The sequence below is a fragment of the Paenibacillus sp. OV219 genome (assembly GCF_900110075.1).
In the GTDB taxonomy this organism is placed as follows: Bacteria; Bacillota; Bacilli; order Paenibacillales; family Paenibacillaceae; genus Paenibacillus_Z.
The window spans coordinates 142,703-164,057 of the sequence record NZ_FOCJ01000008.1; the positions used below are offsets into that span (position 1 = coordinate 142,703).

Annotated in this window: 18 protein-coding genes; 17 read left to right on the forward strand and 1 reads right to left on the reverse strand. The window is 50.8% G+C overall.

The window, feature by feature from the left end; all coding sequences use genetic code 11:
- The first annotated feature begins 114 nt into the window (after nt 1-114).
- The 6 genes from BMY11_RS20125 (at nt 115) to BMY11_RS20150 (ending at nt 6,187) form a co-directional block, all read left to right on the forward strand.
- Nucleotides 115-1,152, forward strand: coding sequence for an aldose 1-epimerase family protein (locus BMY11_RS20125; protein WP_090580294.1), 1,038 nt, complete (start codon nt 115-117; stop codon nt 1,150-1,152).
- Nucleotides 1,153-1,164: 12 nt separating this feature from the next.
- A complete protein-coding gene (locus BMY11_RS20130) occupies nt 1,165-1,926 on the forward strand; it encodes a DeoR/GlpR family DNA-binding transcription regulator (RefSeq protein WP_090580297.1) in 762 nt (253 codons plus the stop codon).
- 216 nt (nt 1,927-2,142) lie between these two features.
- Entirely contained in the window at nt 2,143-2,991 is an 849-nt protein-coding gene (locus tag BMY11_RS20135) for a class I fructose-bisphosphate aldolase (RefSeq protein ID WP_090580302.1), read from the forward strand.
- A gap of 1 nt (nt 2,992) precedes the next feature.
- Entirely contained in the window at nt 2,993-4,153 is a 1,161-nt protein-coding gene (locus BMY11_RS20140; RefSeq protein WP_090580306.1) for a Gfo/Idh/MocA family protein, read from the forward strand.
- A 2-nt stretch (nt 4,154-4,155) separates the two neighbouring features.
- The gene (locus BMY11_RS20145) at nt 4,156-5,418 is read left to right on the forward strand and encodes a carbohydrate kinase family protein (protein WP_090580309.1); all 1,263 of its coding nucleotides are present in this window, start codon (nt 4,156-4,158) and stop codon (nt 5,416-5,418) included.
- A 220-nt stretch (nt 5,419-5,638) separates the two neighbouring features.
- Nucleotides 5,639-6,187: a D-lyxose/D-mannose family sugar isomerase gene (locus BMY11_RS20150; protein ID WP_090580312.1), complete on the forward strand. Its 549-nt coding sequence runs from the start codon at nt 5,639-5,641 to the stop codon at nt 6,185-6,187.
- 105 nt (nt 6,188-6,292) lie between these two features.
- Here BMY11_RS20150 and BMY11_RS20155 read toward each other — a convergent pair whose 3' ends face one another.
- Complete coding sequence (locus tag BMY11_RS20155) at nt 6,293-7,003, reverse strand: FadR/GntR family transcriptional regulator (protein WP_090580315.1); 711 nt, start codon at nt 7,001-7,003, stop codon at nt 6,293-6,295.
- 157 nt (nt 7,004-7,160) lie between these two features.
- On the opposite strand from BMY11_RS20155, the gene glcD reads away from it, so the two are divergent.
- The 11 genes from glcD (at nt 7,161) to BMY11_RS20210 (ending at nt 21,320) form a co-directional block, all read left to right on the forward strand.
- Nucleotides 7,161-8,576: a glycolate oxidase subunit GlcD gene (gene glcD, locus BMY11_RS20160; protein ID WP_090580317.1), complete on the forward strand. Its 1,416-nt coding sequence runs from the start codon at nt 7,161-7,163 to the stop codon at nt 8,574-8,576.
- Nucleotides 8,577-8,589: 13 nt separating this feature from the next.
- On the forward strand, nt 8,590-10,161 hold the full coding sequence (locus BMY11_RS20165; RefSeq protein WP_090580680.1) for a (Fe-S)-binding protein: 1,572 nt from the start codon (nt 8,590-8,592) through the stop codon (nt 10,159-10,161).
- Nucleotides 10,162-10,292: 131 nt separating this feature from the next.
- Nucleotides 10,293-10,721: a hypothetical protein gene (locus BMY11_RS20170; RefSeq protein WP_090580320.1), complete on the forward strand. Its 429-nt coding sequence runs from the start codon at nt 10,293-10,295 to the stop codon at nt 10,719-10,721.
- Nucleotides 10,722-11,670: 949 nt separating this feature from the next.
- Complete coding sequence (locus BMY11_RS20175; protein ID WP_090580322.1) at nt 11,671-12,573, forward strand: ABC transporter ATP-binding protein; 903 nt, start codon at nt 11,671-11,673, stop codon at nt 12,571-12,573.
- Nucleotides 12,566-13,897, forward strand: a complete 1,332-nt coding sequence (locus BMY11_RS20180) for an ABC transporter permease (RefSeq protein ID WP_090580325.1) — start codon at nt 12,566-12,568, stop codon at nt 13,895-13,897. The genes BMY11_RS20175 and BMY11_RS20180 overlap by 8 nt, the downstream gene beginning before the upstream one ends.
- 197 nt (nt 13,898-14,094) lie before the next feature.
- Nucleotides 14,095-15,822 carry a metallophosphoesterase family protein gene (locus BMY11_RS29745; protein WP_090580327.1) on the forward strand — a complete coding sequence of 576 codons (1,728 nt, stop codon included), beginning with the start codon at nt 14,095-14,097 and terminating at the stop codon, nt 15,820-15,822.
- A 220-nt stretch (nt 15,823-16,042) separates the two neighbouring features.
- On the forward strand, nt 16,043-17,128 hold the full coding sequence (locus BMY11_RS20190; RefSeq protein WP_090580330.1) for an ABC transporter ATP-binding protein: 1,086 nt from the start codon (nt 16,043-16,045) through the stop codon (nt 17,126-17,128).
- Nucleotides 17,091-18,047 carry a carbohydrate ABC transporter permease gene (locus tag BMY11_RS20195; protein ID WP_090580334.1) on the forward strand — a complete coding sequence of 319 codons (957 nt, stop codon included), beginning with the start codon at nt 17,091-17,093 and terminating at the stop codon, nt 18,045-18,047. The genes BMY11_RS20190 and BMY11_RS20195 overlap by 38 nt, the downstream gene beginning before the upstream one ends.
- A gap of 21 nt (nt 18,048-18,068) precedes the next feature.
- Nucleotides 18,069-18,890 carry a carbohydrate ABC transporter permease gene (locus BMY11_RS20200; RefSeq protein ID WP_090580337.1) on the forward strand — a complete coding sequence of 274 codons (822 nt, stop codon included), beginning with the start codon at nt 18,069-18,071 and terminating at the stop codon, nt 18,888-18,890.
- A gap of 122 nt (nt 18,891-19,012) precedes the next feature.
- A complete protein-coding gene (locus tag BMY11_RS20205) occupies nt 19,013-20,353 on the forward strand; it encodes an ABC transporter substrate-binding protein (protein WP_090580339.1) in 1,341 nt (446 codons plus the stop codon).
- Between the two features lie 16 nt (nt 20,354-20,369).
- A complete protein-coding gene (locus tag BMY11_RS20210) occupies nt 20,370-21,320 on the forward strand; it encodes a CehA/McbA family metallohydrolase domain-containing protein (RefSeq protein ID WP_090580342.1) in 951 nt (316 codons plus the stop codon).
- Nucleotides 21,321-21,355: the final 35 nt, after the last annotated feature.

Here is a 21,355-nt window from a genome sequence, read left to right on the forward strand (position 1 = left end):
GAGATTGCCGCTCTTTTTTGCGTTAGAGACAAGTTTACAGATTCGCAGTGAACCAGTACAATCATGTTAAGATAGAACAAACCATGTTTGTTTCAAACAGGGGGGCAGTGGCTAATGAAGCTCTATGGGAAAAACTATGCACGCAGGGAAATTGAAGCCCGCGTCGGACGGATTGAACAGATTGGCGGCATTCGCAAGCTAACATTAGCCGATGGCAATGAGAATGGATCATCTGTGATCTCGGTTCGGACAGGAGCCGGGCTGGCATTCGATGTCATGCCGGACAAGGGACTTGATCTGTCCGCTGCGACATTCTCTGGTAATTCCGTGAGCTGGCAATCGGCAAACGGTGACGTGCATCCTTCGTATTATGACGATAAAGATATGGGCTGGCTGAGAACGGCTTCGGGCGGCTTGCTGATGACTTGCGGCTTGATCAACGTGGGGTCGCCGAGCAGCAGCGGAGGCAAGAGCTACGGTCTTCATGGCAGAGCGCATCACACGCCTGCCAAGCAGGTTGTCGCTGAAGGCTATTGGGCGGGAGACGAGTACGAGATTCGAATTGCCGGCATTATCGAAGAATCTTCGATGTTCGGCGGACATCTGCGGTTAAGACGTGAGATTCGGACAAGACTCGGAGAGAATCGGATCTCCATTCGCGACGTGGTGGAGAACGCCGGCTTTGAGGCATGTCCGCATATGTTACTGTATCATTTTAACTTTGGCTTTCCGCTGCTAACGGAGCAGACTGAGCTTGTATTCCCGAAGGGAAATGTACGAGCAATTGTAGAGGGTGTGCCGGTTGAAGGTTATGAGAAATGGACGGCACCGGCAGCGCCATATCATGAGCGCGTTTATTACCATGACCTGGAGCATGCAGCAGATGGGCGGCAATCAGTTACGATTCGCCAGCCGGAATTCCCGATTGCGGCGGGGCAGTCTGCACCTATTGCATTAACGCTTAGCTGGAATTCGGATACGCTGCCGAAGCTTTCGCAGTGGAAGATGCCAGGCGCGGGGATTCATGTATTAGGTATTGAACCGTCCAACTGCGGCGTGGAAGGCATGGAGACGGAGAAGGAGCGCGGTACTCTAGTGATGTTAGAGCCGGGCGAGTCGCGTGAATATGAATTGGATTTGACGATTGTGTAGGAGTGAGCAGCAATGACGATGAACTTGAATGAACGGCAGCAGCAGCTGATGACGATGCTGGAGAGTGCGGGGGAAGTGAAGGTTGCAGGGCTGAAGGAGACGTTCGGCGTGACGGAAATGACGATCCGGCGCGACTTAGAGAAGCTGGAGCATGCCGGTTATGTGAAGCGGACTTTCGGTGGCGCAATTCTCGCATCGAAGGATGCGACGCTGCAGGACCGCTCCGTCGTTATGACGGATGAGAAAAATCGGATCGGGCGGGCGGCAGCATCGCTTGTGGAGGAGAATGATTCGATCTTCATCGACGGCGGCACGACGACCTTGTATGTGGCACGCCATTTGAAGCCAGGTATGAATATAACCGTTGTGACGAATGCACTGAACATTGCGCTCGAGCTGCTGGAGAAGCGGATTACGACGGTTGTGACAGGTGGGATGGCACTCGAAACGACCTCGACGCTTGTTGGGCCAGGCACGATAGAGTCGATCGGGCGGATGGCTTTCGACCGGATATTCCTGGGGGCGACGGGCGTGAGCGCAAAGCATGGCTTCAGCAACTCGAACATGTATGAGGCGGAGATTAAGCGAATGGCAATTGCGCATGCTGCCGAGGTAAATGTCGTTGTCGACCATACGAAGTTCGGAGCAAAGGAGCTGTTCTCATTCGGGACGCTTGCTACGGTGCATCGCATCGTATGCGATCAGGAGCCAGAGGAGTCGCTACTCGCGGCATGTAAAGAGAGTCATGTGGAGCTGTTAGCTGCTGCGGAGTGAGAGAATGAATGATAGTGTTTGTTTGTAACATTTTATAGACAGGAGAATGAGGGTTCGATAGAATAATGTTATAAACGAACATTATTTGTTTGCATTATAGAATTTATAAGTTTCATTTGTACAAATTTCTATAATGTCTCCGTGAAACGTAAGCTTTTGCCGAAAGGACGCAACAGCCGTTTACACTTGTAACAGAACGTAAGGGGATGAATTCAAATGACAGCAGTGGCACCACGGTTAAATCGGATGTTTAGTGAGCAGGGGAAATGTTTTGATGTTGCAGTCGATCATGGATTCTTTAATGAGTATTCCTTCTTAGCCGGAATTGAGAATATGCAGAAAGCGATCGAGACAATTGTGGAAGCGAATCCCGATTGTATTCAGCTTAGCATCGGACAGGCGAAGTGGCTGCAGAGCGTTCCGGGCAAGAAGAAGCCGGGACTTGTTCTGCGTACAGATGCGGCGAATATTTATGGTACAGAGCTGCCGCGGTTTCTGTTCAGTGAGCTAATTGATCGTGCGATTGAGAAGGCGGTTGCGCTTGATGCCGTTGCGGTATGTGTGAACCTGCTGCTGGTTCCAGGACAGCCGGAGCTGCATCACCAGTGCGTTCGCAATATCTCACTGCTGAAGAGTGAATGCGAGAAGTACGGCATGCCGCTTATGGTTGAGCCGCTTGTCATGCTCCCGAATGAGGCGAAGGGCGGTTACATGGTCGATGGCGATATTAACAAAATCATGTCGCTCGTTCGTCAAGGCGTGGAGCTCGGCGCAGATGTCATTAAAGCAGATCCTTGTGATGATGTGACGGAATATCACCGTGTCATTGAAGTAGCTTCCGGCATTCCGGTGCTTGTTCGCGGCGGCGGCCGGGCAAGCGATGAAGAGATTGTGAACCGCACGGTCGAGCTGATGAACCAGGGGGCCTCAGGTATCGTGTATGGCCGCAACGTTATTCAGCATCCGAATCCAGCGGGCATGACGAATGCGCTTATGTCGATCGTGCACCATGGCGCTAAGGCTTCGGAGGCCCTGGCGATTTTGGCTGGAAAGGGCGTGGAGTAGAATGAGTGCGAGAGTCATTCGATTCGGCGTTATCGGCTGCGGCTTGATGGGCAAGGAGTTTGCGAGCGCGGCGGCGAGATGGCTGCATCTGGAGCATGTTGAGTTCGAGCCGCAGATTGTGGCGGTGTGCGATGCGAATATCGAAGCGACGAAGTGGTTCAAGCAACACGTTCCAAGCGTGGAGCGGACCTACACCGATTACCGTGAGCTGCTTGGGGACCCTGAGGTGGAGGCGGTGTATTGTGCAGTGCCTCATAACTTGCATGCGCAAATCTATGTCGACATTATTGCCTCTGGCAAGCATTTGCTAGGCGAGAAGCCATTCGGAATTGATAGGGATTCGAATGCACGAATCTCGGCCGCGCTTATTGCACATCCGGAGGTCATCGTTCGCTGCTCGTCGGAGTTCCCATTCTTCCCAGGTGCGCAAGCGTTGATTAAGATGGTGGAAGAGGGCAAATTCGGCCGAATTATTGAGGTGGAGGCGGGCTTCTGGCACTCCAGTGACTTAGACCCTACGAAACCGATTAATTGGAAGCGCCGTATTGCAACGAACGGGGAATATGGCTGTATGGGCGATCTCGGCATGCACGTGCTGCATCTGCCAATGCGGTTTGGCTGGAAGCCGAATAGCGTTCGTGCGCTGCTAAGCAAGATTGTCAAAGAGCGTCCAGACGGCAAAGGTGGTATGGCGCCTTGCGAGACATGGGATAATGCGATTCTCGCATGTGATGTAGGGACAGCAGATGGCGGTTTTCCAATGGTGCTTTCTACGAAGCGTATCGCGCCGGGCCATGCGAATACTTGGTTTATTCGCATTCAAGGTACGGAGCTATCAGCGGAATTCAGCACGAAAAATCCGAAGCAGGTCGCTACGCTTCCATATTCTCCTGGTCAGCAGCAAGCATGGCATGTTATGGACGTTCCTTATAAATCGGCATACGGAACAATTACAGGCGGTATCTTTGAATTTGGTTTCTCGGACTCGATCCTGCAAATGTGGGCGGCATTCTGCGACGAGCTCGCAAATGGCAGAGATGGGATGCAGCAGCCGTTCTATTGTGCAACGCCGGAGGAAGCGCAGGGCAGCCATCGCGTGTTCACGGCAGCGCTTGCATCCGAGCGAACAGGTCAAACGATTGCAATTGACTGGAGGGACTAGCGGTGAGTGTTGCTCGCGCAGGTGCGGAAGTCGTCGTTGCCGGGCATATCTGCCTCGATGTTATCCCGGCGATGCATGAGATGAAAGAAGGAATAGGCGCGATCCTCGTACCGGGCAAGCTTGTCGATATTGGCGCTGCTGTTATCGCTACAGGCGGCGCAGTATCCAACACGGGACTTGCGCTGCACCGGCTCGGGCTGCGCACGAAGCTGATGGGCAAGATCGGTGATGACATGTTCGGCAGAGCGATTGTCGATGTGCTGCGCAGCTACGGCGGAGAGGAACTGTCGAGCGGTATGATCGTTGCCGTAGGCGAGAGCAGCTCATATACGCTGGTCATTAATCCGCCGAATATTGACCGGATCTTCCTGCACTGTACCGGAGCCAATGATACGTTCACGGCTGCGGATATACAGGAAGAGGCGCTTGCCGGTGCGAGGCTGTTCCACTTCGGCTATCCGCCGCTAATGCGGAAGATGTATGAGGATGGCGGAGACGAGCTCGCTGCGCTGCTGGCAAAGGCGAAGAGCGCCGGCCTTACGGTGTCGCTCGATCTGGCTAAGCCGGACCCGGAATCGCCGGCAGGACGCGCGAATTGGCGTAGCATATTATTGAAAGCGCTACCGCAGGTGGATGTGTTCCTTCCGAGCTTCGAGGAAATTCTGTATATGCTGCGCCGGGAGCAATACGAGTCGTTGCTTGCGCAGCATGGAACGAACGATCTGCTGCCGTTCGCCGAAGGGCCATTGCTGCGCGAGCTGTCGCAGGAGCTGCTCGATCTCGGCGTCAGCATCGTAGTGCTCAAGCTTGGGGAGCACGGTCTGTACCTGCGGACGACAGACGATGCAGCGAAGCTTGCCACCATCGGAGCGGCTGCGCCGGAGCAGCTAGACGAATGGGTCGGCCGTGAGCTGCTCGTGCCTTGCTTCGAGGTCGTCGCCCTCGGCACAACCGGAGCGGGCGACTGCACGATCGCGGGCTTCCTCGCGGGCCTCTTGAAGGGGCTCGCGCCTGAGTTGGTCTTGAATGGCGCCGTTGCAGTCGGCGCCTGCAATGTGGAGCAGACGGACGCAACGAGCGGCGTGCCCGCCTGGGAAGCGGTGCAGCAGCGGATGGCGGCAGGCTGGCGACGCCGGGAGGTGAAGCTTGCGCTGCCGGGCTGGCGAAGCGGCTTAGGTAGTGCGGTTGGAGCTGGTGGCGGAGCAGCTAGCGGTGCGGCTGACGGCGTATGGTATGGGCCGAAAGAGCAGAGTAAGCGGCGGTAAGCGATTGTTAAAGGTTATGAAGCCGACTGGAAGAGTGCCTAAAGGGCGGAACGAAGTCAAGTCGAAGCAGCGATAGCGATCGCATTTGTATTTGGACTCCAACATCCAAGTGTCTTATAGAATCAGAAAGGAATCCAAATACAACGGCAAGCGTAGACTCGTACCGTCAGTAAGGTGCATTGTCCAGATGAGCATGATTTTTAATGGGAGGCGTTAAGGGATGAGAAGAAGCGAAGTGCGTGCGGCGCAGAAGCGAACGGCAGCGATGTTCGATCAGGTTGGCATTACATTGACACCAGATGAGCGCAGCAATATTGAGGTTGCGGAATTTGGGCTTGGCGATCTGCAGCAGCAAGGGCTTGAGCTTGTGACCTACATTAATACCGACCGCTACTGTGCGAAGGATCTCGTCTTGTTCCCAGGCCAGACCTGTCCCGAGCATCTGCATCCGCCGGTAGGCGACGATCCGGGCAAGATGGAGACTTTCCGCTGCCGGTACGGCGTCGTGTGGCTCTACGTTGAAGGCGAGAGTAACGGCACGATTCAAGCGCAGGTTCCGAGGGGCAGCGAGGAGTACTACACCGTCTTTCACGAGATCGAGCTGAAGCCGGGACAGCAATATACGATTCCTCCAGGCACTCTGCACTGGTTCCAAGCTGGGGAGAAAGGTGCGGTCGTATCGGAGTTCTCGAGTACGAGCCGCGATGAATTCGATATTTTTACAGATCCGAGAATTAAGCGGGTTCCGGAAATTGAGGAAGACGTGTAGAAGTGTAGACGTGTAGATGTATGGATGTGAACAAGGAAAAGGAAATGGAGAAAGAAAAGGACACCTCCCTAGCGGAAGGTGTCCTTCTTCGTCTAAATAGACGGATTAAGAGTTGGTGCCTGTCTTATCGCGCAGCACTTGTTCTACTTTGGAGAGATGCGCATCCATACGGGCTGCGGCTTCAACGGGATCCTGCTGCCGGATCGCGTCGATGATGCCGCTGTGCTCCTCGAGCAATCTGCGCGCCGATTGCTGCTCGGCGTAGAACCAGAGCGAGCGTGTATCCCGCATGCTCTCATGAAGGCGCTGCGAGAGCGACTTCATTAGCTCGATCAGCATCGGGTTGCGTGTGGCGCGCGCGATCTGCTCGTGCAGCTGCACGTCGGCCTGCTCGCCGAACGCTTCATCGCCCTGCCACTGTTCCATCTGCGCGAGCGTCTCTTGCATGGCAGCAAGGTCCTCCGCGCTGCGATGCTTCGCGGCAAGGGCGGCGCAGCCAGTCTCGAGCACTTTGCGCACTTCGAGCAGCTGAAGCAGCGAGTCGGCGCGGTCGAGCCAGTCTTCTCGTGCTGGGGACTCGTCTTGTGATTCCGGGGGTGCAAGGACGAAAGTGCCGCCGCCTTGACGGATGTCGAGCAGCCCCCGGGCTTTGAGCGCGCTTAATGCTTCGCGGATCGTTGAGCGTCCGACACTATATTCGGTAGCGAGGTCGACAACGGAAGGGAGCTTGTCTCCTGGCTTCAGGTCGCCTGCTGTGATGCGATCGTGGAGCTCGCGGGATACCCATTCGTAGCTTTTGAGCGGCCTTGCTTGCATGGGGAGTCCTCCTTCGGATAACGGTGGTCAGCACCTTTTATCGAATAGACAAATACGCATATCCGGTTTCTCCATCTTATGATATACTACTTCCAAAACAAAGTCATCAGATGACCTGATCTATTATCTATATATAACGCTAGGGGGAAACCGTACCATGCTAGTCGATTCGGTAAAACAGAAGCTGCGCGAAATTGTCGGCAGCCAGTGGTTTAAAGACGACATGGAATCATTGATTACGCATTCCTATGACAGTACACCAATGCTGCAATCGTTGCCTGACGGGGTGATTTACCCGGAAAATACGGCGCAAGTGTCGGCGATCTTGAAGCTGCTTAATGAGCACCGGATTCCGGTCGTTAGCCGAGGTTCGGGCACGAACCTATGCGGGGGGACGGTTCCGGTAGAGGGCGGCGTTGTCATGGTGATGCACCGGATGAACCGGATTCTTGAGGTCGATCTCGAAAATCTCACAGCTACCGTTCAGCCCGGCCTCAATACGAAGCAATTCAGCACCCATGTCGAAGGGCTGGGGCTATTTTACCCACCGGATCCAGGGAGTATGGCGATATCGACCATCGGCGGCAACATTGCGGAATGCTCAGGCGGCTTGCGCGGTCTGAAATACGGCACGACAAAAGATTACGTCATCGGGCTGGAGGCTGTTCTCGCGAATGGGGAAATTATCCGAACCGGCGGGAAGCTGATGAAGGATGTGGCCGGCTACGATCTTACGAAGCTGCTCGTTGGTTCGGAAGGAACGCTCGCAGTTGTAACTGAAGCTATTCTTAAGCTCATCCCGCCGCCGAAGACGAAGAGGACGATGCTTGCGATGTATAAGGATCTGTACGGCGCAGCCCGGACCGTTTCCAAAATCATCGAGAACCGCATCATTCCCGCAACGCTTGAGTTTCTGGATAATCCGACGATTCGGGTCGTGGATGATTTTGCGAAGCTGGGGCTGCCGCTTGATATGGACGCGATCCTGCTTATCGAACAGGACGGCGATCCGGAGATGGTGGAGCGGGATATTGCACGTATTGCGGACATTTGCCGAAGCGAAAATGCGGAGCGTGTCACCATTGCGACTGATGAGGCGGAGGCGTTGAAGCTGATGACCGCGCGGCGGAGCGCGTTCACGGCGCTGGCACGGCTGCGGCCGACGACGATTCTCGAGGATGCAACGGTGCCTCGCTCGAAGATCGCCGAGATGGTGCTCGCAATCAATGAGATTGCGGAGCGGCACAACGTGACGATCTGTACATTCGGCCATGCCGGCGATGGTAATTTGCATCCGACGGCGACGACGGACGCGCGGGATAAGGAAGAAATTCATCGCGTGGAAGAGGCTTTCGAGGAGATTTTTGAAGCGGCAATCCGACTCGGAGGCACGATTACTGGTGAGCACGGTGTCGGACTTGTGAAGGCGCCGTACTTGGAGTGGAAGGTAGGTCCGGCGGGGATTGAAGTGATGCGGGGAATTAAGATGGCTTTTGACCCGAACAATATCCTGAACCCGGGCAAAATGTTCGCAAAATCCTCGCGCAAAAAGGTGGTGCTCGGCCATGCCTAATCTGCTCGTGTCGATGCTGGAGGCAAAGGGGAGCAAGGGCAGCGACGGTTCGTGCAGCGAGCTGGCGACAACGCTGAAGAATACGCTGAACTATGATCAACTGACGAACTGTATGCGCTGCGGCTTCTGCCTGCCGGCTTGTCCGACCTTCCGCGAGACGGGAATCGAAGCAGAGTCTCCGCGCGGACGGATCGCTCTCATGAAAGCTGTTGCGGATGGCTTGATGGACCCGGATTATGCGTTCGAGACGCAGATGAACCATTGTCTCGGCTGTCGTGCTTGTGAACCGGCGTGCCCGGCGGATGTGAAGTACGGGCAGCTGCTGGAACAGGCACGGGATTCGGTGGAGCAGCATACGCAGAGCCACCGTTGGTGGGTGAAGCTGGCGCGGAAGACCGCGTTTGAAGGCATATTCCCGCACCAAGGGAGAATGCGTCTGCTTGGCGGTGCGCTGCAGGTGTATCAGAAGTCCGGCCTTCGCGGGCTTGTGCGCGGAAGCGGCATGATGAAGTTGTTTCCGAAGCATATGGAACAGATGGAGCGAATCTTGCCGGATGCATCGTACCGCGGCGTCATCGAACAGATCGGTTCCGTTCATCCCGCGAAGGGAGAGCGAGTCGGCACGGTCGGCTTGTTCCGCGGCTGCATTATGGATGTGCTGTTCACAGAGACGAATAAGCATACGGTGGAGCTGCTGAATGCAGCGGGCTTCGACGTCGTTATTCCCGAGTCGCAGAACTGCTGCGGCGCTTTGCATGCGCATAGCGGCGAGCAGGACGGCGCTCGCGAGCTGGCGAAGAGCAACATTGCCGCGTTCAAAGCGGCAGGCGTTGATTGGATCGCCTCGAACGCTGGCGGCTGTGGGGCGCTGCTTGTGGAGTATGATCATCTGCTGCATGATGATCCGCAGTATGCCAGCGATGCGAAGTGGTTCGCGAAGCGGACGCTCGATGTGAGCAAGCTGCTTGTGGAGCACGGCCGCTTGCAATCGGCGGCTGCAGCTGCGGTTGCTGCGAGCAAGGTGCAGGGAACCGCACCGAGCTGCGGCGGCGGGGCTTCGGCTTCTGCCGCGGTGGGTGCAGGTGGTGGCGCTGCGCCGGGCTTTGGCAGCCGCGGGGCTTCGGGAGCGGCGAACGCCAGTGGCGGTACGGCGGTGGCATCTGCCGCGGCAAGTGATACTGCCACTGGCTGCGGTGGCGGTTGCAGCGGAGTAGGCTTCGCAGCGGCGGATCCGGTGCGCATCACGTACCAGGATTCCTGCCATCTGCGCAACGTCATGCGCTCCTCCGAAGCGCCGCGTAAGCTAATGAAGAGCGTCGCGAACGCGGAGTTCGTCGAGCTCTACGAGTCGGACCGCTGCTGCGGCTCGGCGGGTATCTACAACTTGACTCAGCCAGAGATGGCGGGTCAAATTCTCGATCATAAGATGGACCATGTGAAACAGACTGGCGCACATTATTTGCTGACGAGCAACCCAGGCTGCTTGCTGCAGATGAAGCTTGGTATTGAGAAGCATGGGATGAGCGGGCAGATGGAGGCCGTTCATTTGGTTGATTTTCTACATGAGCGGATTTGTAAGGAATAGTGTAGTGATAGAAGGCGGCTTCGCGCTTGGTGATCAAGCGCTTGGTCGTCTTTTTTTGCATCGTTGTCAAAATAGGGATAACCCGTCGCCGCATAAATATGAGTAACAACAGGCGAAAGAGGTGCAGCCGCATGGGGAGATCGCTCGTTTCGTGGCTGATCAGGCTGCTTATTGCGACGTTTACGGTAGTGTTTATTTATCCGGCGATTGCGTTCGCATGCCTTGTAATCGGCTTTACTCCGTCTTGGAGGTCGGGGCTCTTGATGCTCGGATCTGCTTTGCTGCTGCGTGTGATTTTGAAGTGGGAAACGCGGAAGATGAGACCAATACGCCGATCGGCCGGCGAGCAGCAGCTTAGCATATTTCCTGGCATGTATGAAGATGAAGCGTCCCCTCCGCCGCTTAGCGATATTTATTACGATATTGCCTCTGATATGCGGGAGCAGGAACGGATTATGAATATTGTCAATAAACGTAACACTGATATTTGTCCGCCAGGTAGCGGACATCCTGCTAATTGCAAATGCCAATCGTGCAGCCGCGTTGCAAGTCAAAAGTGAGGAGAATGCATCGTTCGTATTTCATGCGAACCGCCGCAGTCCACGAAACTAACCAAAGTTCTGTAGCTGAGAGATCAAATACGATCTCTCGGCATCAGAATCGCGCTAAAAGTTGGGTGAGAGAGCATATATGATCTCTCAGCGCCGCAGCCCAAGTACCATGGAGGTTTAGAGAGAGCTGAGAGATCAAATACGATATCTCAGCATCAGAATCGCGCTAAAAGTTGGGTGAGAGAGCATATATGATCTCTCAGCGCCGCAGCCCAAGTAACATGGAGGTTAGAGAGAGCTGAGAGATCAAATACGATATCTCAGCATCAGAATCGCGCTAAAAGTTGGGTGAGAGAGCATATATGATCTCTCAGCGCCGCAGCCCAAGTACCATGGAGGTTAGAAAAAGCTGAGAGATCAAATACGATATCTCAGCATCAGAATCGCGCTAAAAGTTGGGTGAGAGAGCATATATGATCTCTCAGCGCCGCAGCCCAAGTAACTCGGAGGTTTGAGAGAGTGAGAGAGCAAATACGATCTCTCAGTATGCGAAAGAGGCAGTACGGCGAGTTGAGAGAGGCAATACACTCACTCGCGAGTGAAACCGCTCGAAAAGTAGATTTCAATCCGCTTAGAGAGCAAATATGCTCTCTAAGCTCAATTAAAAATTCCCAGACCGCCGGGCATAAAAATCGGCGGTCTTATTACTGCTCCTCCCCAGTGGAGGAGTGCCCGAAGGGCGGTGCGGAGGCGGAGCAGCGTTAGCGGTCGCCTTTGTAGTTGGATTCCAACATCTAAATGGTTTATATAATCAAGGGAATCCAAACTACAACAGCGAGCGTAGACCCGTACCGCCCGCAGGGCACGACCTCCACTGTCTTTCTTCCAATGGTTTACTTTCAATCCCCCTCTTGCTTATACTGTACATATCACGTTTGTGAGGGGAGTTTTGCAGGGAATGAATGCATTATCGCTCGAACAAGTTTTCAAGCAATATGGCGAGAAGACGGCTGTGAATGGGATCAGCTTCGATGTAGAGCCAGGAGAAATTTACGGACTGCTTGGTGCGAACGGGGCCGGGAAGACGACGACGATGCGGATGGTGCTCGGGCTCATTTATCCCGATTCCGGCAAAATCCGTTATAACGGCAAGGCCTATAGCAAAGAACAGCTGCGTGGACTCGGCTACTTGCCAGAGGAGCGGGGGCTGTACCCGAAGATTATTGTAAGCGACCAAATTATATATCTGGCGCAGCTGCGCGGCATGTCCAAGCGGGACGCGGACCAGAACTTGAAACGCTGGCTTGATCGATTCGGCGTGCCAGAATATTACGGCAAGAAGGTTGAAGAGCTTTCCAAAGGCAATCAGCAGAAAATCCAATTCATCGCATCCGTCATCCATAATCCGGGCATCGTCATCATGGACGAAGCGTTCAGCGGACTTGATCCGGTCAATGTGGAGCTGCTCAAGTCAACGGTGAAAGAGCTTCGCGATAGCGGCACGAGCATTCTGTTCTCGACGCACCGGATGGAGCATGTCGAGGAGCTTTGCCGCAACATTACGATTTTACATAGGTCCAATCCTGTCCTGCAGGGTAATCTCAAAGCAATCAAGAAGCAGTTTCCGCGTGAGCGAATCATCCTAGCTACTGATGGTGATGTAACAGGACTCGCCGATATTGGGGGGGTCATGAATGTGACTCGTCATGAGTACGGCTACGAGCTACTCATCAGCAATGAAGCAGCGGGACGGCCAGTGGTGGAGCTGGCACTGAGTCAAACGAATGTGACACGCTTTGAAATTATGGAACCGACGCTCAATGAAATTTTCATTAAGACGGTAGGTGAGAACCATGAATAGCAGCTTCTGGACGGTCGTTGGATTTACGGCGCGCAACAAGCTGAGAACGAAAGCTTTTATCGTCACGACTCTTATTATTGCGGTTATTATGAGTATCGGCATCAACTTGCCGTATATCATCTCCCAGTTTAGCGGTGAAGGTAAGCCAACAGCGGTCGGCTACATGGAGACCAGAGAAGATCAGCTTGGATCGCAGCTGTTCACAGCTAGTCACATCGGCTCATTGCTCACTGAATATTACAAGCAGCAGCCGAAGCCTGAGCTTGAGATTGTCTCCACAAAGCCTGCAAGTAACGAAGATCAAGACAATGAGGCTGCGCTCAAACAAGCAGTAGCCGATGGCACAATCGATGGCTACATCACTTTCACACCGAACAAAGAAGGATTCCCGACGGTCACGTATAAATCGGAGAGTCTGATGGAGAGCAAGGTGTCACAGTCACTGAAGATCGCGCTTCAAGTGGTGAAGCAGGAGGCGGTTCTGAACGGCGGAGGTCTCAGCGATGAGTTGAAGAAGCTTCTCCAATCGACGATTCAGTTCGATACGGTGCAAATCTCAACGTCTGGCGGCGCTGGCTCAATCGGCCAAGGCAAGACGGAGGACGAGCAGGGAATGGATATGCTGACGGTGTACGTCATTATTATCTTGCTCTTCATGGCCATTATGATCAGCGGTCAAATGATTGCGAGCGAGATTACAGCGGAGAAAAGCTCCCGCGTCATGGAGATTCTCATTACGAGCGTCGCGCCCCTGAAGGCGATGTTCGGCAAAATATTCGGCATGTTCCTTGTCGTCCTGCTGCAGCTGGCGATCTACGTTCTCGTGATCATCGGCAACATGTCGATGCCGCAAAATAAAGATAAGCTGAGCAGCCTCGGCATTACGCTCAGCGACATAGATCCCGTTCTCGTCCTTTATGCGCTCCTGTTCTTCTTAACAGGCTACTATCTATACGCGACACTGTTCGCTGCAATCGGCTCTATCGTCAGCCGGACGGAAGACCTCGGTCAAGCGGTGCTGCCAATAACAATGCTGTCGCTCGCAGGCTTCTACATCTGTATTCTCGGCGGCATTAACAATCCGGGCTCGACGCTTGTGAAAGTGTCGTCGTTCATCCCGTTCTTCTCGCCGTATGCGATGGTTTGTCGGCTCGGACTGAGCGATCCGCCTCTATGGCAGGTATGGCTGTCGATTGGTATTTTGCTCGCGACGATTCTTGGAGCCGGCTGGCTGTCCGCGAAGATTTACCGCGCTGGCGTGCTCATGTATGGCAAGAAGCCGACGCTTCGTGAGATTGGAAAAGCGATGCGGGCGTATAAATAAACGAAGAAAGCGACAAAAACTACACTCACATGAGACCAGTTAGATCAAACCATGATCTGACTGGTTTTTTTCGCTTTCCCTTATGAAGGAGATGGTTTTGCGGCAGCATGAGATTGGTATTTACGAATACTAAACTATTCTGTTTTATAAGAAGATAATAGACTATACATACCAGGAGAAGGAGAGGAAGAGTATTAATGACACAGAAGAAAAGTTTGAGCTTCAGGAATGACGGTACGTTTAAAATCGTTCAATTTACGGATCTTCATTGGTCAAGCGGTGCTCTGCTCGATATGCGCACCCATGCATTGATGCAGGAAGTTCTGCAAGAAGAGAAGCCGGATCTTGTCGTCTTTACGGGCGATATTGTCTATGCGAACTATAGCGAGGATCCGAAGCGTTCATTTCTTGAGGCGGTCTCCTGCGTGGAATCAGCTCAAATTCCTTGGGCGGCGGTGTACGGCAATCACGACACGGAGAAAGGGGTTACTCGCGAGGAGCTTATGGAACTGCAAATGGAATGCGACTATTGCCTCTCCGAACCGGGCCCGGAAGAAATCTTCGGTGTCGGCAATTTCGTTCTGCCCGTTCTTGGATCGGACGGCGAGACTGCCTTTGCCTTGTATTTTCTAGATTCCGGAAGCAATGCGCCTGCTTCGGTGGGGGGCTATGATTGGATTCGTCCAAGTCAAATCAGCTGGTATATGCAAAACTCTAACAGATATGCAGCCGATTACGGGGAACCGCTCCCTTCCTTGGCGTTCTTTCACATTCCAATCCCTGAATATAAGCAGGTTTGGGACGAAGAAATTTGCTGCGGGGTTAAATATGAGGATTTTATGCCTCCGCTCATAAATTCAGGGTTCGGTGCTGCTATGCTGGAACAGAAGGATATGCTGGGAACGTTCGCCGGACATGACCATATTAATGATTTTTATGGTGATTGGTATGGCATCCGCCTTTGTTATGGGCGGGGGTCTGGATATAACGCCTACGGCATGGCTGGGTTTGCACGGGGGGCCAGAATCGTTCAGCTTCGTGAAGGTGTGAGGGATTTCGAGACATGGATTCGTCTGGAAGGGAATATTGTGGAGCGCGAGCAGCCAATCCATGTTCCGGAGAAAGACCGGAATATGCAAGCTGCTTCCGTAGCATTAGAAGATGCTTCAGCTACTGAATGGTGGCTTACTAAGTATAGAAGCTATTATGACTCTTCTCCTATAGAGACAGGCCCAGTGTATAATCTGGTTTCAACGGAAATGGAAGAGCTGGCGCGTCTGCTAGCACCTGAGCTCCATCTAGCGGAGAGTGAGCCGTTTACCTTAAGAGATTGCGTAGCTGTATTTCATCCAGAGCAGCCGCTCATCGCCTATCATCTGTTTTGGGATAGGGAAATGGAACGTAATGAAGCTGATCATCAGTTAATCTGGGTCAGTTATCATCCCGAGACAAAGGAATTGTCTGAAATTAAAACCTATTTCCATGAAAATATGGTTAGCTCCCATGAAGCGCTGGAAGAAGCGAAGGCGCAACAAAACCGGCCTCAGGTTTATATACAGTGGGGGATTCATGGCGCGTTCCTGACTGGGGGCATCCGTGATGTTACGGTATCACGACTGGTTAATGGCATTCTTATTACGAATACAGGACTTGATTCGTTGACCAGTATGTTTTCCGATGCCTTAAGGGGAAGAGTGAGAGGGGTACCTCTACCGGAACATGATCCATTACAACCGTTCTCGGGACAACTCTCAGATTATATGAATTTCTCCAAAGAAGCAGATACGCGAGACTTTCTTAATAAAGAAAACCGTGTGCTGATGAGCAAACATGCGAATACCGCGATCAGACAGATAGCGCTTGACTACCGTTTTGTACCCATGCCTGAATGGCCGGAAGACTGTCTCTCATTTCAGGAAGCCTAAATTATAGTCGTTTTATATCGAGCACCCATTCGCGGCCAACTTGGCTAAAAATGGGTGCTTTGTTGTTTAACATACATGAAAAGAACAAAAAGGAACAAAAAAGTTAAATTAACAAAACAAACATGCGTAATTGATCCTTCGTTTACGTTCGCCGTGTATTCTTGGACAAGTGAGGGAAACACATCGTTGCTTACTTCATTGAAATAGGAGGAGAACATTTATGTCTGCCATACAATTCGCGAATGTGCATAAAACGTACTCGAATGGAAAAACAGTCATCGAAGGTTTGAACTTGGAAATAAGAGATCGCTCGTTTACCGTACTTGTCGGTCCATCGGGCTGCGGAAAAACGACTGCGCTTCGAATGATCGCTGGTTTAGAGGAAGTTACCGAAGGAACCATACAAATCGGAAACACAAACGTTACGAAGCTTGATCCAGGTGAGCGCGATGTCGCGATGGTTTTTCAGAACTATGCGATCTACCCGCATATGTCAGTTAAAGGAAATATTGAGTTCGGTTTGAAAAATCAAGGCATGCCAAAAGCCAGTATCATAGAGCGACTGAAGAAGGTCATCCATCTAGTTGGCTTGGCACAATATACCAATGCTAAACCTTCCATGCTTTCCGGAGGACAACGCCAAAGAATCGCGCTCGCAAGAGCCATTTCTAAAGAGCCGGGCGTATTTTTGATGGACGAGCCATTATCTAATCTAGACGCGAAGCTGCGTAATCAAATGCGAAGTGAATTGATTCAGCTCCATCAAACGCTACAATCGACATTCGTTTTCGTAACGCATGACCAAATCGAAGCCATGACGATGGCGACTGACATTGTAATCTTCAATGAAGGTAAGGTTATGCAAGTAGGTACGCCTAAGCAAGTTTACAACGATCCTGACAACATATTCGTTGCAACCTTTATTGGCGATCCAGGAATGAATATCGTTAAGCTTGGAACGGCTTGCCAAATGGGTTTCAGACCTCAGAAGGCCAAGTTTACGATGAAGGAACAATTTCAAGGTATCTCAGTTACAGGTGAAATCGTGACAAGTGAAACGCTCGGATTGGAATGTCTAAATCATGTGAAAACCAACCTAGGCAACATGATTGTAAAGTCCGAGGAAGAGCTAGATTTCGGGCAAAACGTTAGCGTGTATGTGATGGAAGAAGACTTGTATTTCTTTGATATGAACGACAACCGTATCCGTGAGCCACATCAAATCAAGCAATTATCACAAACCATTTTATTGAAAGAGGGCGTGCGCGTTGCAAGAGAACATCCTACCGCAGAAACGGCAATATAAGAAGTCCGTAAGCTCTCGCAATATACTCGTATCCATGTTTTCCCTAGTTGCGAACAAGCTGTTGAAAAACCCTTATGTGCTCATTGCACCGGCGATTATACTGGTTTCTCTATTTTCCTTGTATCCGGCTCTGTTCGCACTGAAAGTCAGCTTTCTGAAATGGGATGTAGTCACAGGCGAGAAGTCATTCGTCGGATTTGATAATTACGTGTCCGTCTTCACTGATCCTGAGTGGCTGCAAGTGATGAAGAATACATTTCTTTACACCGTTTTTACGGTAATCTTTGGCTTAATATTCGCTTTGTTAATCGGCATTTTGCTGAAGAACAGCTCCGTGTTGAATAATTTCGTTCAAAGCGTCATTTTCACACCGCAAATTGTTTCGTTCGTGTCGGTTTCGATTATGTGGATGTGGCTCTTTGATCCACAGATGGGCATGATCAATTATGCTTTGAAATTCATAGGCTTGAAGCCTCAGCTGTGGATGTTGAGTCCGAAAACTTCATTGTTATCGGTCATCATTGTATCCATATGGAAAGGCTTGGGATTCAACGCGATGATCGTAATCGCAGGCCTGCAAAGCATTCCGGTCTATATATACGAAGCTGCAAAGCTGGATCGATCAAGCAGGCTGAGTACATTGTTTCGGATTACGATTCCGTTACTGTCGCCGACATTGTTCTTTCTGCTCATTACATCCACAATAGGTGCTTTCACTTCGTTCGATGTCGTTAATTTAATGACCAAAGGCGGGCCACAGGGGTCCTCCAATGTGCTCGTTCACTGGATTTATCAAGTTGGATTTTTGAAATTCCAGCTCGGCAGGGCGATGGCGGCCTCCATCTTATTTCTTATTATGATTGGCATCATCTCTATCATTAATTTCAAGTTTTTCTCTCGGAAAGTTCACTATCAATAGAAGGGAGGAACACAACTAGCCATGAAACTGGTTATTCATCTACTACGTTACCTGCTGCTCGCAGTGCTAATAATTACATTTATCTTTCCATTCTATTGGATGATCAGTACGTCGTTGAAATCGTTTTTCGAAGCGATCCATTTTCCGCCTGCGATGTTTCCGAAATCTTTACATTTTGAAAATTATGCGGAAGCATGGGTGAAGGTCAAATTTGTTCACTATGGTACCAATTCGGTCATTATTACATTACTAACGGCAATCGGACAGCTGCTTGTTTGTGTGCCTGCATCGTATGCGTTCGCTAAGAAGAAATTTGCTTTATCGGGGTTCTTCTTCGCATTAGTACTCGTCGATTTAATGCTTCCGGCTCAAGTTACATTCGTACCTATTTATGTATTGCTCAGCGATTTTGGCTGGCTTGATACGTATGCGGCGCAAATTATTCCTTTCATCTACTCATCCTTCGCGATCTTCTTTATGACGGAGGCGTTCAAGCAAATACCGGACGAGCTGCTTGATGCGGCGAAGCTGGATCAAGCGACAGAGCTGCAGCTCATGGTTAGAATTATGCTTCCAATTACCAAACCGTTCATTCTTACGCTAATGCTCTTAGCGATTATCGGAAAATGGAATGATTATTTCTGGACCTTAATTCTGACCAACTCTGAGAATGTAAGAACACTGCCGATTGCCGTGAAAAGCTTGTTGGATGTTGGAGACGGAATCAATGAATGGAATATCTCAATGGCAGGCAATGTTTTGTTAATGGCGCCGGTACTGCTCCTTTATTTGTTCGCCAACCGGTTTATCAAAAATGCATTCGTATATGGCGGCATTAAATAGGAGCAGAAATTACTTGAAGGAGGTGGTTGCTGGAGAGGAACGTTGCAAGTGATAAAGTTCAAGTTATCGGTGGGTATAGGGTAGGAGAAAAAGAGTCATAAAATGACGGAGGAGATTTCCTAATGAAACCAACTGTAAAGAAATTATCAACTTTAGCAATTGCAGGTGCTATGACTGTCGGATTACTGGCAGGTTGCGGTAATGCAGAAACGAATGAGAATGGAACTCCGAAGGCGAACGATACTGCAGCGAACGAAACGAGCAAGCAAGAGAAAGTTGTCGTAGATTTCTGGTCGATCTGGGATCCAGGGAATGGCAACGGTAAATTGTTGGCAGACGCTGCTGCAAAATTCAATAGCGAAAATCTTGATACCGAAATCGTTGTTTCCGGCCAAGGCGGATACGATGGTGTTGCCGAGAAGCTCGAGGCTGCTTTAGTTGCTAAGAAACCTCCAGTAATCGCTCAAATCGAAGAATCATTTATTGCTCGATACAGTCCGGTTGCAGCTGATTTGAGCAAATACGTATCCAAAGCAACGATTGACAACTATATTGACGGCTTGACCGTTTCCAGCATTGTTGATGGTGTATTCAAAGCAGCTCCACTGAACCGAAGCACACCGATCCTTTACTTGAACGCTGATTTGTTGGCTAAAGCTGGATTGTCTAAAGAAGGGCCTAAAACTTGGGACGAGCTTTATGAATTCGCTAAGAAAATGGCGAAGCCAGATCAAGGTATTTACGGATTTTCAGGCCATTGGGATTCGGATGCTTGGTTCTGGGAATCAGCTCTTTATTCCTACGGCGGCGAAGTTGTAAACGAAGATGGCTCAGAAGCAGCTTTCGATAACGATAAAGGCAGCAAAATCGTTGAACTGTGGCAAAAAATGTCTAACGAAAAAGTGATGTTGAATCCTTATAGCTCACAAGGTAACGTGTCCGATATCGTTAAACAAAACTTTGTCGATGGTAAAGTCGGCATGATCCTTGATTCCGTTGGCTCAATGGGTCCTTTGCTGAAAGATCAATCTAAATTTAAGGTTCAAGTCGCTTACCAACCAGCTGGCGAGAAAAACTCGATCGTAACTGGCGGAGCTAATATGATCATCTTGGATAGCGCTACTGAAGAGCAGAAGAAAGCAGCAGGAAAGTTCTTAGAATACTTGGCTTCTGATGAATTCGTAGTTAACTTCTACAAAACATCCGGTTACTTCGCTACAACGAAATCTTCGCTCGAAACAAAAGAAGTGAAAGATCTGTTTGCTGAACACCCGCAATTTAAAGTAGCGATCGATCAACTGCAATTTGCTCACAAGCGCCCTTGGCAAAAGAACTGGCGCGCCATGTACACTTCAATCGTTGATGACTTGAATGGTGCAATGGTTGACACAAAATCAGATGCTAAAGCTATCATTCATACAGCTGATGTAAAAGCGCAAAAAATTATGGACGATAACAAATAAGGAGGCTCCTAGAGTCGTGAAAACGGTGAATGGCTTTATTGCCGAAGGCAGCTTTTATAAAGGGAATTTCCACTGTCACTCGACGCTTTCGGATGGGGCATTAACAGTTGAACAGCTGCAGGATGCGTATAAAGAAAAGGGCTATCATTTCTTATCGCATTCCGAGCACGATTTCTTCACTAATTTCGAGTCGTCGAATGAAGCGGATTTTATTACACTTCCTTCTAGTGAAGTAAGTATTCTAATGCCGCAAGGAGACTATCGCATCTACCATCTCCATGTTATTCTAGGAACCGACGAGCATATACAGAATGCGACTTTAGAACCGCTAAAGCATATGCAGCCGATCATATGGGACGCCTGGGAAGGTTATTCGACAGCGCAAGCCTTCATTGATGACATGATTTCAAGAGGAAATCTCGTCATGTTCAACCATCCTCATTGGTCGACTGTTGAGTGGGAAGATGTGTACGCGCTAAATAACCTTTTTGCACTCGAGATCTACAATCACTGTTCCGAGTGGCAGGAGAATATGGGTAATTCCCGCATTATGTGGGACACCTTGCTCCGCAAGGGTATGCGCTTGTATGGATTGGCTACCGACGATAACCACAACCGTCAACCGCTGGATTCACCTAAGAACGACTCGTTTGGAGGCTGGGTAGTGGTCAAGGCGAAGGAGCTGTCCCGAAATTCGATAATCGATGCGATGCTGAAAGGCAGCTTTTATTCCTCGACAGGTCCTGAAATTTACGATTTCCGAATCGTCGAAGATGAAGTAATCTTCGAATGTTCGCCAGTTGAGCGGATTTATATGAACGGCGATGGCCGTCAATATCAAATCGAGATCGGCGAGAACGTGACGCAATTAAGAAAGAAGCTTCAAGGTACGGAGAAATACATTCGAATTGAAGCCATTGATAAATTCGGAAAAACAGCTTTTACAAATCCAATTTACTTGGATTAATAGTTCCGACCAAGCCGGAAAATGAAGCTTCTACA